The sequence below is a fragment of the Pseudomonas sp. NY15372 genome, assembly GCF_048068215.1.
In the GTDB taxonomy this organism is placed as follows: Bacteria; Pseudomonadota; Gammaproteobacteria; order Pseudomonadales; family Pseudomonadaceae; genus Aquipseudomonas; species Aquipseudomonas guariconensis_A.
In genome coordinates this window covers 40,523-55,414 of record NZ_JBLUPY010000027.1, presented here as the reverse complement: position 1 = coordinate 55,414, position 14,892 = coordinate 40,523, and the positions used below count along the sequence as shown (strand labels likewise).

General features: G+C 61.5%; 13 protein-coding genes. 3 read left to right on the top strand and 10 right to left on the bottom strand.

Going from position 1 to position 14,892, the window contains the following annotated elements:
* Nucleotides 1-120: 120 nt before the first annotated feature.
* The 3 genes from fabV to ACNFG0_RS17205 all read right to left on the bottom strand — a co-directional run bounded on the left by fabV (nucleotide 121) and on the right by ACNFG0_RS17205 (nucleotide 2,269).
* The gene (fabV, locus tag ACNFG0_RS17215) at nucleotides 121-1,332 is read right to left on the bottom strand and encodes an enoyl-ACP reductase FabV (protein ID WP_196144433.1); all 1,212 of its coding nucleotides are present in this window, start codon (nucleotides 1,330-1,332) and stop codon (nucleotides 121-123) included.
* 137 nt (nucleotides 1,333-1,469) lie between these two features.
* Nucleotides 1,470-2,003, bottom strand: a complete 534-nt coding sequence (locus ACNFG0_RS17210; RefSeq protein WP_196155841.1) for a cytochrome b/b6 domain-containing protein — start codon at nucleotides 2,001-2,003, stop codon at nucleotides 1,470-1,472.
* Nucleotides 2,003-2,269 (bottom strand): PepSY domain-containing protein, encoded by a 267-nt coding sequence (locus tag ACNFG0_RS17205; protein WP_416765751.1) that lies wholly within the window; start codon nucleotides 2,267-2,269, stop codon nucleotides 2,003-2,005. Before ACNFG0_RS17205 ends, ACNFG0_RS17210 begins: the two co-directional genes overlap by 1 nt.
* Before the next feature lie 206 nt (nucleotides 2,270-2,475).
* Between ACNFG0_RS17205 and ACNFG0_RS17200 the strand changes: the two genes are divergently transcribed.
* Nucleotides 2,476-3,654 (top strand): acetyl-CoA C-acetyltransferase, encoded by a 1,179-nt coding sequence (locus tag ACNFG0_RS17200; protein ID WP_416765755.1) that lies wholly within the window; start codon nucleotides 2,476-2,478, stop codon nucleotides 3,652-3,654.
* Between the two features lie 186 nt (nucleotides 3,655-3,840).
* On the opposite strand, the gene metE is transcribed toward ACNFG0_RS17200, so the two are convergent.
* Nucleotides 3,841-6,147, bottom strand: coding sequence for a 5-methyltetrahydropteroyltriglutamate--homocysteine S-methyltransferase (metE, locus tag ACNFG0_RS17195; protein ID WP_416765750.1), 2,307 nt, complete (start codon nucleotides 6,145-6,147; stop codon nucleotides 3,841-3,843).
* A 274-nt stretch (nucleotides 6,148-6,421) separates the two neighbouring features.
* Here metE and ACNFG0_RS17190 point away from each other — a divergent pair, with 274 nt between their 5' ends.
* Complete coding sequence (locus ACNFG0_RS17190) at nucleotides 6,422-7,978, top strand: methylenetetrahydrofolate reductase C-terminal domain-containing protein (RefSeq protein WP_416765748.1); 1,557 nt, start codon at nucleotides 6,422-6,424, stop codon at nucleotides 7,976-7,978.
* 63 nt (nucleotides 7,979-8,041) lie between these two features.
* Here the strand turns inward: ACNFG0_RS17190 and ACNFG0_RS17185 are convergent, their stop codons facing one another.
* The 3 genes from ACNFG0_RS17185 to ACNFG0_RS17175 all read right to left on the bottom strand — a co-directional run bounded on the left by ACNFG0_RS17185 (nucleotide 8,042) and on the right by ACNFG0_RS17175 (nucleotide 9,942).
* Nucleotides 8,042-8,329 (bottom strand): hypothetical protein, encoded by a 288-nt coding sequence (locus tag ACNFG0_RS17185; protein WP_416765747.1) that lies wholly within the window; start codon nucleotides 8,327-8,329, stop codon nucleotides 8,042-8,044.
* Nucleotides 8,310-9,377 carry a helix-turn-helix domain-containing protein gene (locus tag ACNFG0_RS17180; protein ID WP_416765746.1) on the bottom strand — a complete coding sequence of 356 codons (1,068 nt, stop codon included), beginning with the start codon at nucleotides 9,375-9,377 and terminating at the stop codon, nucleotides 8,310-8,312. The genes ACNFG0_RS17185 and ACNFG0_RS17180 overlap by 20 nt, the downstream gene beginning before the upstream one ends.
* A gap of 337 nt (nucleotides 9,378-9,714) precedes the next feature.
* Nucleotides 9,715-9,942 carry a hypothetical protein gene (locus tag ACNFG0_RS17175; RefSeq protein WP_416765744.1) on the bottom strand — a complete coding sequence of 76 codons (228 nt, stop codon included), beginning with the start codon at nucleotides 9,940-9,942 and terminating at the stop codon, nucleotides 9,715-9,717.
* A 590-nt stretch (nucleotides 9,943-10,532) separates the two neighbouring features.
* Between ACNFG0_RS17175 and ACNFG0_RS17170 the strand changes: the two genes are divergently transcribed.
* On the top strand, nucleotides 10,533-10,772 hold the full coding sequence (locus ACNFG0_RS17170; protein WP_196144438.1) for a type II toxin-antitoxin system RelB/DinJ family antitoxin: 240 nt from the start codon (nucleotides 10,533-10,535) through the stop codon (nucleotides 10,770-10,772).
* A gap of 148 nt (nucleotides 10,773-10,920) precedes the next feature.
* On the opposite strand, the gene ACNFG0_RS17165 is transcribed toward ACNFG0_RS17170, so the two are convergent.
* The 3 genes from ACNFG0_RS17165 to ACNFG0_RS17155 form a co-directional block, all read right to left on the bottom strand.
* The gene (locus tag ACNFG0_RS17165) at nucleotides 10,921-11,148 is read right to left on the bottom strand and encodes a hypothetical protein (RefSeq protein ID WP_416765743.1); all 228 of its coding nucleotides are present in this window, start codon (nucleotides 11,146-11,148) and stop codon (nucleotides 10,921-10,923) included.
* 890 nt (nucleotides 11,149-12,038) lie between these two features.
* Complete coding sequence (locus ACNFG0_RS17160; RefSeq protein ID WP_416765742.1) at nucleotides 12,039-12,509, bottom strand: helix-turn-helix domain-containing protein; 471 nt, start codon at nucleotides 12,507-12,509, stop codon at nucleotides 12,039-12,041.
* Nucleotides 12,506-13,861 carry a type II toxin-antitoxin system HipA family toxin gene (locus ACNFG0_RS17155; RefSeq protein WP_416765753.1) on the bottom strand — a complete coding sequence of 452 codons (1,356 nt, stop codon included), beginning with the start codon at nucleotides 13,859-13,861 and terminating at the stop codon, nucleotides 12,506-12,508. The genes ACNFG0_RS17160 and ACNFG0_RS17155 overlap by 4 nt, the downstream gene beginning before the upstream one ends.
* Nucleotides 13,862-14,892 lie beyond the last annotated feature (1,031 nt).

Below are 14,892 nucleotides of genomic sequence, written 5' to 3'. Positions count from 1 at the left end.
TGGGCTGTGGCCCACCCCCCGCGCCACACGGCCCACCCACCGGGGGCCGGGGCCCGGCGTGTCGGAGCGGCCTTGTGCCGCGAAAGGGGCCGCACAGCGGCCCCCACAACCTACGAGCGCTTACAGTTCGACGCAGTCGAACTTCACGTCGGTGGCCACGTCTTCGTCATAGTTGACGTCAGCGCGCTCGAAGCCGAACAGGTTGAGGAACTGCTTCTTGTAACCGGCATAGTCGGTCAGCTGGAACAGGTTCTCGGTGGTTACCTGCGGCCACAGGGCCTTGCAGGCGTCCTGCACGTCGTCGCGCAGTTCCCAATCGTCCAGGCGCAGGCGGGCCTTTTCGTCCACCGGCATCGCAGCGCCATCGGCGCGGTACATGCGGTCACGGAACATGCGGTCCAGCTGGTCCTGGGTCCCTTCGTGCACGCCCTTCTCCTGCATGATCTTGAAGACCATCGACAGGTACAGCGGCATGACCGGGATGGCCGAGCTGGCCTGGGTGACGACCGACTTGAGCACCGCCACGTTGGCGCCACCCTTGACCTCGGCGGCCAGCTTCTTGTCCAGGCGCAGGGCGGTTTCGTCCAGGTCCTGCTTGGCCTGGCCCAGAGCACCGTGCCAGTAGATCGGCCAGGTGATTTCCGTGCCGATGTAGCTGAAGGCCACGGTACGCGCACCTTCGGCCAACACGCCGGCGCCCGCCAGGGCGTCGATCCACAACTGCCAGTCCTGGCCGCCCATGACGGTGACGGTGTCCTGGATTTCCTGCTCGGTGGCCGGCTCGATGCTGGCCTCGATGATGGTGTCCTTGTTGGTGTCGATGGCGGTCGACTTGTACGGCTGGCCGATCGGCTTGAGCGCCGAGCGTACCAGTTCGCCGGTCTGCGGCAGCTTGCGCACCGGCGAGGCCAGCGAGTAGACCACCAGGTCGACCTTGCCGCCCATTTCGTTCTTGATCAGCTCGATGACCTTGGCGCGGGCTTCGTCGGAGAAGGCGTCACCATTGATCGACTTGCTGTACAGGCCTTCGGCCTTGGCGAACTTGTCGAAGGCGGCAGCGTTGTACCAACCGGCGGTACCGGCCTTGGTCTCGGTGCCCGGCTTTTCGAAGAACACACCCAGGGTGTCGGCCTTGAAGCCGAAGGCTGCGGTGATGCGCGCCGCCAGGCCGTAGCCGCTGGATGCACCGATCACCAGGACTTTCTTCGGACCATCTTCGCGCACACCCTGCTTGCGGGTGGCTTCGATCTGGTCACGAACGTTGAGCTCGCAGCCCTTCGGGTGAGTCGTGGTGCAGATGAAACCGCGAACCTTGGGATGAATGATGGCCAATGTCTGTACCTCTTCAGGTTTGTGCCGAGGAAGCGCGCCGCAGGGGACGATTCCGTTTGATCAGAGGGTGAGACTACCCCCGCAGGTTATCCGACACATATTACGGAGGTGATTGGCGTGATTCAAAACAACCTGGCTCAACCCTGGTCGTCCGGCAGGCGACGGCGGCCGGTGAGCATCGACAGCGGCAGGTTTTCCCGCAGGCGCACGCTCTCCACCACCGCAGCCAGCAGGTGCACGCAGACCAGCGCCAGCAAGGCGTTGGCCAGGACGCTGTGCACATCCGTGGGCCAGTCGACGCCCCACAGGGCATCCACTTCCTGGGACAGCCAGCCGGTCACGCCCAACCCGACGACGCAGGCAAGCATCAGCAGCATCACCAGCGCGCCGATCGGCGAATGGCCAAGGCGATGATAGGGCGCGCCCTTCACCAGGGCCCTGGCGTGTGCCGCCAGCCGCGACGGCGTGGGCCAGAAGTCCGCCCAGCGCGCGCTGGGCGGCCCCACGAAGCCCCAGACCAGGCGCACGGCCACGCAGGCCAAGGCGTAGTAGCCCAGCCATTGGTGCCAGTCGTCACCCTCTTCGTTGAAGAAGGAATTGGCGAAGAACACCAAGGCCAGGGACCAGTGGCAGCACCTGAGCAACGGGTCCCAGAGCCGCACGCTGGCCATCAGTCATGGATCTCGCTCTTGACCGCCTTGCCGGTCACCGGGTCGTGGTAGATCTCGACCTTGCGGCCGTCCTTGTCGAAGCCGTAGATCTCGTAGCAGTTACCCTTGGTGACCTTGAACTTGTTGATGCGATAGCCCTGCTCCTTGAGTTGGGCCTGGAATTTATCCTGGTCTTGCCAGGTGCTTTTGTCGGCAGTGGTGCATTCGGTGGTGGCGAAGGCGGCGCTGCTTGCGAGCAGCACGCCGACGGCGATCAGGGTCCGCATGGTGATGGCTCCAATGGGAGAAGTGGACAGAACAAGCTTAGCCAGCCGCGGCGCATTTGCCCGAGGGCCCTCTTCACGCCTGCCGGCCATTCATTTACTTTTCGGATCAATCGCAAAGAAAAACAAACTTAACAAATGAACCCAACCCGCCGATGCTGGTGCAATCCGCCGACCCGGCGCCCACCCCTTGCACGGAGAACAACAAGATGAACGACGTGGTCATCGTCGCCGCAACCCGTACCGCCATCGGCAGCTTCCAGGGTGCGCTGGCCAATGTGCCGGCCGTGGACCTCGGCGCCGCAGTCATCAAGCGCCTGCTGGAGCAGACCCAGCTGGCCCCGTCCCAGGTCGACGAAGTGATCCTCGGCCAAGTGCTGACCGCAGGTGCCGGCCAGAACCCGGCGCGCCAGGCCGCGATCAAGGCCGGCCTGCCCTACAGCGTGCCCGCCCTGACCCTGAACAAGGTGTGCGGCTCGGGCCTGAAGGCCCTGCACCTGGCGGCCCAGGCGATCCGCTGCGGCGACGCCGAGGTGGTGATCGCCGGCGGCCAGGAGAACATGAGCCTGGCGCCCTACGTGCTGCCCTCGGCCCGCACCGGCCAGCGCATGGGCCATGGCCAGATGGTCGACACCATGATCAGCGATGGCCTGTGGGACGCCTTCAACGACTACCACATGGGCATCACCGCCGAGAACCTGGTGGAAAAATACGGCCTCACCCGCGAGCAGCAGGATGCCTTCGCCGCCGAATCCCAGCGCAAGGCCGTGGCCGCCATCGAAGCCGGCCGCTTCAAGGATGAAATCACCCCGATCGTGATGCCGCAGAAAAAAGGCGAGCCGCGGGTGTTCGACACCGATGAACAGCCACGCCCCGGCACCACGGCCGAGACCTTGGGCAAGCTGCGCGCGGCCTTCAAGAAAGACGGCAGCGTCACCGCCGGCAACGCCTCGAGCCTGAACGACGGCGCCGCCGCCGTGCTGCTGATGAGCGCCACCAAGGCCAAGGCCCTGGGCCTGCCGGTGCTGGCGAAGATCGCATCCTATGCCAGCGCAGGCGTCGACCCGGCGATCATGGGCATCGGCCCGGTGTCCGCCACCCAGCGCTGCTTGGATAAAGCCGGTTGGCAGCTGGGCGATGTGGACCTGATCGAAGCCAACGAAGCCTTCGCCGCCCAGGCCCTGGCGGTGGGCAAGTCGCTGGAGTGGGACGCTGCGCGCGTCAACGTCAACGGCGGCGCCATCGCCCTTGGCCACCCCATCGGCGCCTCCGGCTGCCGCGTGTTGGTGACCTTGCTGCACGAGATGATCAAGCGCGATGCCAAGAAAGGGCTGGCGACGCTGTGCATTGGTGGCGGGCAGGGTGTAGCGCTGGCGATCGAGCGCTGATCTTAAGGCCCAATCGCGGGACAAGCCCGCTCCCACAGGCCTGCGCTGTTTTCAGAGACACCGCCGTACCTGTGGGAGCTCAAGACAGTTGGCTCCACAGGCCCCGTGTACGCTTGTTGCCATGGGATCCCTGTGGGGGCTTGTCCCGCGATTGGGCCAGTACAGGCAACACCGGCCCCCGCCGCCCTACCCCTTCGAACCCACAACCAAGCCATCACCCCGCAGCTCCCGAGCCGCAGCCACCATGTTCACCAATGCCGCCTCGGTCTCCGGCCAGCCACGGGTCTTCAAGCCACAGTCCGGGTTGACCCACAGCCGCTCGGCCGGAATACGCAGGGCCGCCTTGCGCAACAACTCAACCATCGCCTCCTTGCTCGGCACCCGTGGCGAGTGGATGTCGTACACCCCAGGGCCGATCTCGTTGGGGTAGTTGAAACGCTCGAAGGCCGCCAACAGCTCCATGTCCGAACGCGAAGTCTCGATGGTGATCACATCGGCGTCCATCGCAGCGATCGACTCGATCACATCGTTGAACTCGCTGTAGCACATGTGGGTGTGGATCTGGGTCTCGTCACGCACGCCCGAGGCGCACAGGCGGAAGGCTTCGGTCGCCCAGTCCAGGTAATGCGGCCAGGCATTGCGACGCAGTGGCAGACCCTCGCGGAAGGCGGCTTCGTCGATCTGCACGATGCGGATGCCCGCCGCCTCGAGGTCCAGCACTTCGTCACGAATGGCCAGCGCCAGCTGCCGGGCCTGGGTCTCACGGCTCACGTCCTCACGCGGGAAGGACCACATCAGCATGGTCACCGGGCCTGTCAGCATGCCCTTCATCGGCTTGTCGGTCAGGCCCTGGGCATAGGTACTCCAGCCTACGGTCATGGCTTTCGGGCGGCTCAGGTCGCCGACGATCACCGCCGGCTTCACGCAGCGTGAACCGTAGCTCTGCACCCAACCGAAACGCGTGAAGGCGAAGCCGTCGAGCTGCTCGGCGAAGTACTCGACCATGTCGTTGCGCTCGGCCTCGCCGTGCACCAGCACATCCAGGCCCAGTTGCTCCTGGATCTGCACCGCCTGGCGGATTTCGTTCTGCATCGCCTCGATGTAGTCGGCCTCGGCCAGCTGGCCTTGTTTGTATGCTCGGCGCGCCAGACGGATCGACGCAGTTTGTGGGAAGGAGCCAATCGTTGTGGTCGGAAACGCCGGCAGATCCAATACGGCACGCTGCTTGACGATGCGCTGGGCGAAGACCGACTGGCGCTGACTGTCCGCCGGCTCGATCGCCGCTACCCGAGCCTGCACGACCGGCTTGTGGATACGCGGCGAGGCGGCGCGGCTGGCCTGCACGGCGCGGCTTTGCTCCAGGGCCACGAGCACCTCGGGGGCCTGCGGCGCGTCGATGGCCTTGGCCAGCACGGCCACTTCCTGGCACTTCTGCACGGCGAAGGCCAGCCAGCTTTGCAGCTCGGCATCGAGCTGGTCTTCACGGGCCACATCCACCGGGCTGTGCAGCAACGAGCAGGACGGCGCGACCCACAGCCGCTCGCCCAGGCGCTCGGCGGCGTGGCGCAGCACACCCAGGGCCTTTTCCAGATCGCAGCGCCACACGTTGCGGCCATTGACCACGCCCAGGGACAGGACCTTGTAGGCCGGCAGGCGATCGAGAATGGTCGGGAACTGCTCCGGCGCGCGTACCAGGTCGATGTGCAGGCCATCGACCGGCAGGTTGGCAGCCAGGCCCAGGTTGTCTTCCAGGCCGCCGAAATAGGTGGCGACCAATTTCTTCAGCGGCGCGCGCTGCAGGATGTTGTAGACGCGCTCGTAGGCATTCTTCCAGTCTTGGGGCAGGTCCAGCGCCAGGATCGGCTCGTCGATCTGCACCCATTCCACGCCTTGGCCGGCCAGGCGGTTGAAGATGGTGTCGTAGAGCGGCAGCAGGCGATCGACCAGCTCCAGCTTGTCGAAGTCACCGCCCTTGGCCTTGCCCAGCCACAGGTAGGTCAGCGGGCCGATCACCACCGGCTTGACCGCATGGCCCAGGGCCTTGGCCTCATCCACTTCCTCGAACAGCTGTTCCCAACTCAGGGTGAAGGCTTGGTCGGCGGTGAATTCCGGGACCAGGTAGTGGTAGTTGGTGTCGAACCACTTGGTCATTTCCTGGGCATGAGCGCCACAGCAATTGTCGCTGACGCCCCGGGCCATGGCGAAGAGGGTGTGCAGGGTCGGCTTGGCACCGTCTTGGGCGCCAAAGCGCGCCGGGATCACGCCGAAGGTCAACGAATGGGTGAGTACCTGGTCGTACCAGGCGAAGTCGCCGACCGGCAGCAGCTCGATACCCGCGTCCTTCTGCACTTGCCAGTGCGTGGCACGCAGCTCGCGGCCCACCGCGCGCAGGCCGGCTTCGTCGAGCTCGCCCTTCCAGAAGGCCTCCTGGGCCTTCTTCAGCTCGCGGTCGCGCCCAATACGCGGAAAGCCCAGGTTGTGCGCCAGTGCCATGTCTTGTCCCTCAGAAACGTGAAAATGAATGAGGGGATTTTCCTGGGCACAGCAGCGTGAGACAAACTCATTTAATTTGAGCACAACTCAAGATTTGCTCATGATGCGCCCTCAGCTCGCATCCTCCCTGCGGGAGCGGGCTTGTCCCGCGATCAGGGCCCTCAAGGCCACCCCCCATGTCTCATTCAAAGCAATTCCCTACGCATCCGGACATCCCCCACTTCCCGCCCTGCCCCACAATGCCACTGTGCCCAAACCAGATACCCGACCGCCCATGAGCCAGCTGAAAACGGCGCTGCACGACAACACCTTCGTCTGCGTCATGGAGTTCGTCCCCAAGTCTTCCAGCGAGCGCTTCGCCAGCATCGAAGCTCTCATGGCGCGCAAGCACCTGTGCGGCTGGCCCATGACCGTGGCCATCGCCGACCGCGTCGGCAGCCCGTTCGAAATGTCGCCGCTCGACGCCTATAGCAGCTTCCAGCAGCCCCACCCCACCCTGCTGCACTTTTCCGGCAAGGACCGCGAGCGCCACCACCTGCTCGACCAACTGCAACGGATGGACGCCGCCGGCCTCGACCAGCTCCTGCTGCTGACCGGCGACCGCCTGCCCGGCCACGTGCCCGGCCAGCGCCCGGTGCGCTACCTCGAGTCCGTCGCCGCCCTGCAGATCGTTCGCCAGGCCCGCCCCGACTGGCTGCTGGGCGCTGGCATGCACCCGTTCAAGTACCGCGAGGAAGAAGGCGGTGCCCAGTACTTCAAGGCCGAAAAGAAACTCGCTGCCGGCGCGGATTTTCTCGCCCTGCAACTGGGCTTCGACGCCAGCAAGCACCTCGAAGCCATCCAGTGGATGCACCGCCAGCCTAACCCCAAGCCGCTGATGGCCTGCGTGATGGGCCTGACCCTGGGCCGCGCGAAGATCTTCGAGCACGTCGCCGGCATCGTCGTCACCCCCTCCATGCACGACCTGCTCGCCGCCGAGGTCGCCGTGTCCAAGGCCCACGCCCAGGCCCGCAGCCTCGAGCGCCTGGCCCTGCAGATCATCGGCCTGCGCCTGATGGGCTATGCCGGCATCCACCTCTCCGGCATCCACGACCTGGAACAACTGCAGGCACTGGAAAACACCCTCAACGACTGGCAGGCCCGCATTCATTCGCTCGAACAATGGGCCCCCGCCTGGCGAGCCTGCTGGCAGATGCCCGGCCTACCCGCCGTCACCTTCCACCCACCCGGCGCCAACTGGCGCCTGGGTGAGTCCCAGGTCAGCGCCTCGCCGAAGGAAACAGCGCGTTACCACCTGCTGCACGGCGCGCATTCATTGCTGTTCAGCCGCACCAACTGGCTGAGCCAGGCCTTCGGCTGGGCCGTGCAACGCCCCCTCTGGGCAACGCCCACCGGCGCCCGCGTGCTTCATCGCCTGGAACGCAGCGTGAAAAGGCCATTGCTCGGTTGCGACACCTGCGGCTGCTGCCGACTGGAAGACACGCTCTATATCTGCCCCGAAAGCTGCCCCAAAGGCCTGGCGAACGGCCCCTGCGGCGGGACCACGCTCAACCGCTGCGAGTTTGGCGACCGGGAATGCGTGCACAGCGTGAAATACCGCACCGCCAAGGCCGTGCAGCAAACCGCCGTGCTGACCGAACGGCTCATCCCCTGCATCGAAGAAGACACCCGCCACCGCAGCTCCTGGCCCACCTGGTTCGAAGCCCCGGCCGCAGCGCCCCTGACCATTGCAACGCCCTGTGGGAGCGGGCTTGCCGCGCGATTAGGCCATCAAGCCGAGCCCAAATCGCCAAGCCAGCTACCTACTCCAGAGACCGAACTGGAAAATTAATCCACAACGAGGTTTATCCACAGGCAGGCATGGCGCGTGCATTCGAGGCGAAGCTGCTCGGTGCTATGGAAACAGATCATCCAAACGCTGATAAGCCATCGCCCAGGGCAGCCGACGTGCATTGGCTCTCATCCGCTCGTAAGCCTCACGCGCTTGGTCAAGTGTGATGACCTGCGACAATTCTCCCAGCGACAACCCTCTGCGTAACAAGTGGCCATGCTGGGCTTCAAGCTCTTCGAAAAACAGGATATCGGGCACAGTGAATTGGTAGGGAAGCCTGAAGAGCTCGTCCAGCAGCTCTCCTTCTTCGAGGTCTATCAGGATGTTGGCATCACTGATGAGCAACTGCATCCAATAACTCCAGCTTACGTGCCTGATGGAACTGGAAAACCGTCATGCCCAACAGCTCAGCGGCCTTGGACTCGCTCAAGATGCCCTCGCCCAACGCGCGATAGACCAATTGCTGGAACAAACGCGTGGACTCCTGCCGATAAGGCTGCCCGGGCTCCTGCTTGCGCCATCCTTGCTTGACGAAGACCATGAACAAACGCTCCCGCACATTCTGCGGGATGATGCCCAGGTCCGCGGCACGATAAAGACAACCCTGCATGCTCAGTCCGTATTCAGTCTTGAGCAGATAGAGCTCGCGCATCTCCAGCATGTGCCGCTTTTCACCCAACTGCTGGCGTATCGCGCTGGCAGGCACCAGGAGGGAAGAGGCAAAGCGGTTGCAGGCCTTTTCTTCATCCAGCGTTCCGGCCAAGCGGTCATGCAGCAACAAGTATCCCAACTCATGAGCCAGCGTGAAACGCTGCCGATCACCCGGCCAGTTGGCAGACACCACCACAACCGGCTGCCCTGCTACCGTTGCCTGCAAGCCATCGAATTTTGCCTGAGCATCGACATCCGTGATGATCACCAGGATGCCACGAGACTCCAGCACATCGATAAGGTCCGGAATCGGGCTTAGACCCAAGTCCCACTCGGCACGAACCTGGTCCGCCAATGCGTCGATCTGCTCCAGCGCATCCACCTGTGGCGCCAAGCCTCCAGGTACGGTAAATGCCTGCACCGGGTACTCTGGCCAAAGATTGATCAACTCCTGCCAGCGCTCCGCCTGGTCCAGCACATCGGCCTCGATGCGCTTGAGGGTCGCCTTCGGGGTGCTGGAACGCTTGCGATACTCGATGCCGGAAAGCTCGACCTTCGTGGGGCGGAAGAAATATTCGGCACGTACAGACAGGGCCTTGCTCAGACGGATCAGAACGCCGGAACTGGGCATGCTCTGATCGTGCTCGTATTTCTTGATCATGTTGGAGCTGACGCCAACCTGGTCTCCGAGCGCCTGCATCGACAAGCCAGCAGCAGCGCGGGCACGTTTCAGGCGTTCGCCGATCATTGCTGACCTCCCAACAAGGTTTATGAAATTTATTAAAGATTAAAAAATATAAACCCACAAAGGATTCAGGTCGAGCAGGTTTTTGCTGCGGTCCGGGCAAGCTATCGCTGTGGACGGCGCAGTACAAGGCTCGAACCCGCCTTAAAGCATCGCAAATCTTTGCAGGAGAACGACTGAGCATCTGTGCCCATCTGCGCAGCCCATCGCGAATAACCTCTGGCTAACGCCAACCCTGGACTGCCCCCAAGAAGTTGGACACCAATCCAGCCCTGTGGGAGCGGGCTTGTTCCGCGATGGGCCGCACAGCGGCCCTTGTGCCCGATGTCTACACCTATTCTTACTCTCCCGCCCCAGCCCGCCCCTCACCAAGCAGCTTCCCGCACTGCTCACCAGCCAAACGGCTGATGATCTTGATCGCCTGGTGAATCCCCGCCGTGGCGCGGAAACTCAGCTGCGGCTGGTGATCACATTCCAGTTGCTCGTCATGATGCACCAGAGACTCGCCGAGCAATTCGAGGGTCCAGACATAGCTCTGGAGGCTGGCAATGCGTTCGTGATCAGTCATGGGGCACCTGCCTTTGTGCAGGCGTTGGGTTGCCCTGGGTATGGATGGGGTAGAAACGGTGGGGTTCAGGCGCCGGCGAGGTTAGGCGGCGGAGAGCGGATGCGAGGATCCTTAATGGACTTCCAGTGGTCATGCATGAGTTCCTTTCGTTATGGAACTGCCACCGCTCGCGGCCAAGCAAGTTGAGGTGGCAGCAGTACGCGGGTTGGCCGACCGGGACGAAAGGGGCCCGGCACACCCGAAGGTGTCCCGCGCACCACCGCCATGACGCAACATCGCGGGCACAAAAAAAGCGCCTGCGATGAAGACTGGGCGCTGTTGCGCCTTTCGATTCCGACCGGCCAAGGTCGCATCGCCGATGTGTCGGCGACATGGGCAATTTATCCCTGTGTACTGTCCAGCGCAAGACTCGCAAGCCTTCAATATGGCGCGGCCTTTTGTAGGAAAAGGGCGCGCAGAACGAATCGCCTCTCTTAAGCAGCCATCAAACACATCAAAGCGGCATCCGTTTGCAAAATCATGTACCGGCTTGCTCGGTGAGCCACTTTAGGTCACCGTAAAGACAAATGTCATTACAAAGGACCGATATCATGGCATCCATCAATGTTCGTATCGACGACGATCTCAAAATCCGCGCCTATCGTGAGCTCGAAAAATTGGGCGTCACGCCATCCGAGCTGATGCGCCAAGCGTTGCAATACGTGGCAGAGCGCGGGCAACTGCCTTTCAAACCGGTACTCCTGACGGAAGAGGATGAAGCCCTGCTCGCCACGGTTCGCGAACGCATCGCCTCCCCTCAACGGGTAAAGGTTTCGCTGGATGACCTATAACCTCGAATTCGATGCCCGGGCGCTGCCGATGGCTTGCCTTATCACACAGAAAACATCTGGCTAGCGCCAACCTGTAGGAACACCTTGTGCCGCCGCCCCAATCCTCACCAAGCTCACCACTCCAGCGCCCAACGCATACAGCGAACCTCTACTCCCCCTCCTCAGCCCGCCCCTCACCAAGCAGTTTCCCGCACTGCTCACCCGCCAAACGGCTAATGATCTTGATCGCCTGATGAATCCCCGCCGTGGCGCGGAAACTCAGTTGCGGCTGGTGATCACATTCCAGTTGCTCGTCATGATGCACCAGAGACTCGCCGAGCAATTCGAGGGTCCAGACATAGCGCTGGAGGCTGGCAATGCGTTCGTGATCAGTCATGGGGTACCTGCCTTTGCGCAGGCGTTGGGTTGCCCTGGGTATGGATGGGGTAGAAACGGTGGGGTTTAGGCGCCGACGAGGTTGGACGGCGGAGAACGGATGCGAGGATCCTGAGTGGGCTCAACGTAAGCATGCATGAGACTCCAAGTTAGGTTGGAGCTGCCACGCACCGTCGCCAAACAATGGGTGGCAGCTGTACGCAGGTTGGCGAACCGGGAACTTGGAACCCGGCAGACCCGAGGGTCTCCCACGCACAGCCGCCATAGCACGAGGCCGCAAGCATAAAAAAAGCGCCTGCAGTCGTGTGGGGCGCTGATGCGCCAAGTTTATCCGGGTCGCCAAACCCGGTCGCGGAATTTGCCGCGACTGAGGGCAATTTATCCCTGCAGGTCCGCTAGTGCAAGGTCAAGGCTGCATGAAAAGGCCGTGACTTGCCGTAGGAAAAGGCTTGATATCGCTTAGTTCGGCGGCCATCACCCAAATGACGCCGCGCCTCTTCCGGTAAAAGGTGAACCGCCTATTGCACTTGTATAACAAGGATCAACAGGGTTGGTTGCTGTGTAAGCATTGCCGGTGAGAGTGCCACAGACAGCACCAAGTCGCAGATGAATCCACCAACGATGGCCACCGTCAGGTCATGAAGAAATTTACGCATTTGGGAGAGTCCCGTTTCGTTAAGGGACTCCCATTAAATTGTCACCGCTCGCGTGCCAGAACCACCCTGGCACATTTTTTTTGCCGCTCTGAAAGCCGCTCATGCAGGTGTATTCGCGTGCCACCAGCGGGTTGTTCTAGGAAGCTTGTCACCACTCATGACCAAACAAGTCAGGGTGGCAGCAATACGCGGGTTGGCCGACCGGGACGAAAGGGGCCCGGCACACCCGTCAATCTCACTTTTCCTGACCGCTTTTCCGTGCCCGTGGCGATGCCGGCCTCGACACTGCCTTCTTCGCTTTGGCTGCCGCAGGGCTTTTCCCTCGTTTCGGTCCGGCCACCACGTTGGAACTGGCCAGCGGCGCGGCCACAGCGATTGGCCCACCAGCCTTCAACTGGCCAACATTGTTGCCGACGACCGTTCCAGTGGGCTTATCTTTGGCAGTCATCACCATACCCATCCGCACGCCAAAGAGACGCAGCACGGCCTCCAAAGTGCTGAGCTTCGGATTCGACTTCCCGCTTTCCAGTTCGTACAGGCTTTTCGTGGACATCTTGCACATGACCGCGAAGGTCTCTTGGTCAAGCCCGGTGACTTCGAGCCGCAGACGGCGGATGGATGTCCCAATTGGATCGAGCCCCGCCGCGTTGCGCTTGACGATATCCTCTACGAGCTGAGCGCGCTCTTCAGGCTGTAGTTTTTTCATCGCAGTCCCCACTCCACGAGTCGCTTATCCAGGTTATTCACGGGTAGAGAGGCTGCATTGCGCATCGATTCAGGAGCATCGGTCAACAGATCGGGCAACGCCCGGAATTCCTCAGCCGCATTCATCAACCGTTGCAGCAGAACATCGGGATCAGTGTAACCAACAAGCTCAGCGCAGTTGTCGCTCCAATTAGAAGACCCCTTACGCTCCGCCGCCCACTTCGTCGTCCGTGTGATGCCTTCTTCATCCAGGATCATTGGCGCGAGGTCATAGATTGGCGCTAAACGAAACCTCCCACCCTCACGCATGATGGAGGTGTTGCGGCCGTGGTTATCGGTGTTCCCTAGAATGCGGTTCAGCAGATCGCGCCGCACGTACTCGAACACCAGGTCGTCCACCTCATCCTGCTGGCCGTTCTCGATCCATAGACCTACCAGTCGGTGAACCACTTCGGCGTGTGCCATCGGATGCCCGTAGCCGGTAATGCCGCAGATCGAGTACACCGACTCCAGCGGTATCCGCTCCACCACGCCATCCACTACTCGGCGATCAAATCGTGGCATCCAGAGGCTTGGCTTCACCGCCTCTTCAAGTGCCAAACCATCAGTGGGAACCGTATCAAGGCCGAGGGCAGCAACCGCCTTGTAGTAATGAAACTCTGTTCGCAGGATGTCTTTGTCGCGCTCGCCACCTCGATTACGCGCGAACTTGATCAGCCAGTGACGGCACGCCTGGTCATCGGGGAGCATCGCATCAGCGTACAAAGCACCGTCGCGGGCTTCGGTCATGACCAGCTTGGGGGCTTGCCCGTTGGCACCGGTAGCACCGCCCAACGCCGCACCGGCTTCATAGGCGTACTCAAGAAATTCGTTCGTCCTGTCCACGACCTCAGCGGGCGCGAAAGCCTCGTTCCGATCTGGCTGAAGGCCTTCCACCGACTCCTTGATGCGCACATGCCCAATAGGGGCCGGCGTGAAACGTTCTAGAAGGTACAGCCCCATTTCCACGCCTTCGGGTTTAAGACGCCCGTAGCGGGATTCAAGAGAATCCTTGGCAGCACCAGAGGGAATGATGTCGTAGAGGAATGCTGGATACCCTTTGACGTCATGGTGGTCCCAGTTCAACGGAAGGTTAACGCTTAGGGCTAGTTCGCAACGATCTTCCATGCGGTCAACGTTCGCGATGATGTATTCGTCGTCGTATGCGACAAGACACCTTCCATCAGCAACACGCTCGGGGTTCTCAACCGTGAGTGTTGCTGCATCGCTCCATGCACCATCGGAGAAAGCCTGGATCGTGAGTCTGAGCGGCATCGCAACACCATTAATCAGCATTTGAATGCTGATTATCATAGTGCGCACGGGAGAAACCGGCAATACTTTGCTGATTAGAAGCGTCAGCACGGGTAAAACCGGCACCACACTACCGATTATGCATTCACAGCGCATGGGAGGGTGCTAGAGGTAGTTGCTGCGCCTGGGAAGCAGAACTGCCTGTGATTCGGCTTTTGGGTTATAGGGCCATGTTTATTTGCGTGGTCAGGTGGTGGATGGCTACCAAGAGGCGCAGCATGCCGGCACACCTTCAGAAGAAGTCGAGCAGCTACGGCAGCACGCGGAGTTCCTGTTTCAGTCAGTGACGGATTACCAGCTTCATGCGTTGAGGGGGCAGCCGTTCGATAGTCACTGAACTGACTCGATAAGATCTGCCCTCAGGTTCCGCACCTTGCCAACGCGTTACCACGCGAAAACGGTGATTTTTTGATCTTTGCTGCTACGCCAGCTAACTGCAGGTCGTGGATGCTGCTTTTGCCTGTCAGGCATGCGTGCGACTAGTCGTGTTGAATGCAAACGTATGGTCACACGGGTGCAATTACGCACACAATCGCGCCGGCCCCGCAGAAACACAGGTTGAGATCGATAGATCCGCCGAGCTTTATAGCCTGGCGCATTGGACTCGATGGTCAGTTATAAACCAAAAAAAGGCCCCACTCAGACTATTCTGGCGGGGCCGTTTGCTGGCGTCCTGCTGTCACGAACACTTACGCTGTGACATAAAAATCGCTGGATGCCCTTGTTTTACTGGTGCGGAGACAGGAGTCGAATCAGGCACCAATAGACCCGTATTTATTGACATCTAGCCTCTAGATTCCCAAACCGTATACCTAACCGTATACCTAAAACCCAATTCACCCTCCCCTGCCTTGGCGGCATCGCAAGACACAACCCCCCGAGCAGCACCTCTGCCTGCCTGTCTTCTGACCGCTTAGCTGGCCGACCGGCTGACGGCTGACGGCTGACGGCTGACGGCTGACGGCTGACGGCTGACATGCAGCCGCGCCCTGGCAACAAGCGTCAAGTCAAACTTTCGGGATCGTTGGGGC

Coding starts and splice junctions, on each gene's coding strand:
- ACNFG0_RS17210 (WP_196155841.1), bottom strand. CDS start 2,003: ATGGCCAGCGTGCGGCTCTGGGACCCGTTGCTCAGGTGCTGCCACTGG.
- ACNFG0_RS17205 (WP_416765751.1), bottom strand. CDS start 2,269: ATGCGGACCCTGATCGCCGTCGGCGTGCTGCTCGCAAGCAGCGCCGCC.
- ACNFG0_RS17200 (WP_416765755.1), top strand. CDS start 2,476: ATGAACGACGTGGTCATCGTCGCCGCAACCCGTACCGCCATCGGCAGC.
- metE (WP_416765750.1), bottom strand. CDS start 6,147: ATGGCACTGGCGCACAACCTGGGCTTTCCGCGTATTGGGCGCGACCGC.
- ACNFG0_RS17190 (WP_416765748.1), top strand. CDS start 6,422: ATGAGCCAGCTGAAAACGGCGCTGCACGACAACACCTTCGTCTGCGTC.
- ACNFG0_RS17185 (WP_416765747.1), bottom strand. CDS start 8,329: ATGCAGTTGCTCATCAGTGATGCCAACATCCTGATAGACCTCGAAGAA.
- ACNFG0_RS17180 (WP_416765746.1), bottom strand. CDS start 9,377: ATGATCGGCGAACGCCTGAAACGTGCCCGCGCTGCTGCTGGCTTGTCG.
- ACNFG0_RS17175 (WP_416765744.1), bottom strand. CDS start 9,942: ATGACTGATCACGAACGCATTGCCAGCCTCCAGAGCTATGTCTGGACC.
- ACNFG0_RS17170 (WP_196144438.1), top strand. CDS start 10,533: ATGGCATCCATCAATGTTCGTATCGACGACGATCTCAAAATCCGCGCC.
- ACNFG0_RS17165 (WP_416765743.1), bottom strand. CDS start 11,148: ATGACTGATCACGAACGCATTGCCAGCCTCCAGCGCTATGTCTGGACC.
- ACNFG0_RS17160 (WP_416765742.1), bottom strand. CDS start 12,509: ATGAAAAAACTACAGCCTGAAGAGCGCGCTCAGCTCGTAGAGGATATC.
- ACNFG0_RS17155 (WP_416765753.1), bottom strand. CDS start 13,861: ATGATAATCAGCATTCAAATGCTGATTAATGGTGTTGCGATGCCGCTC.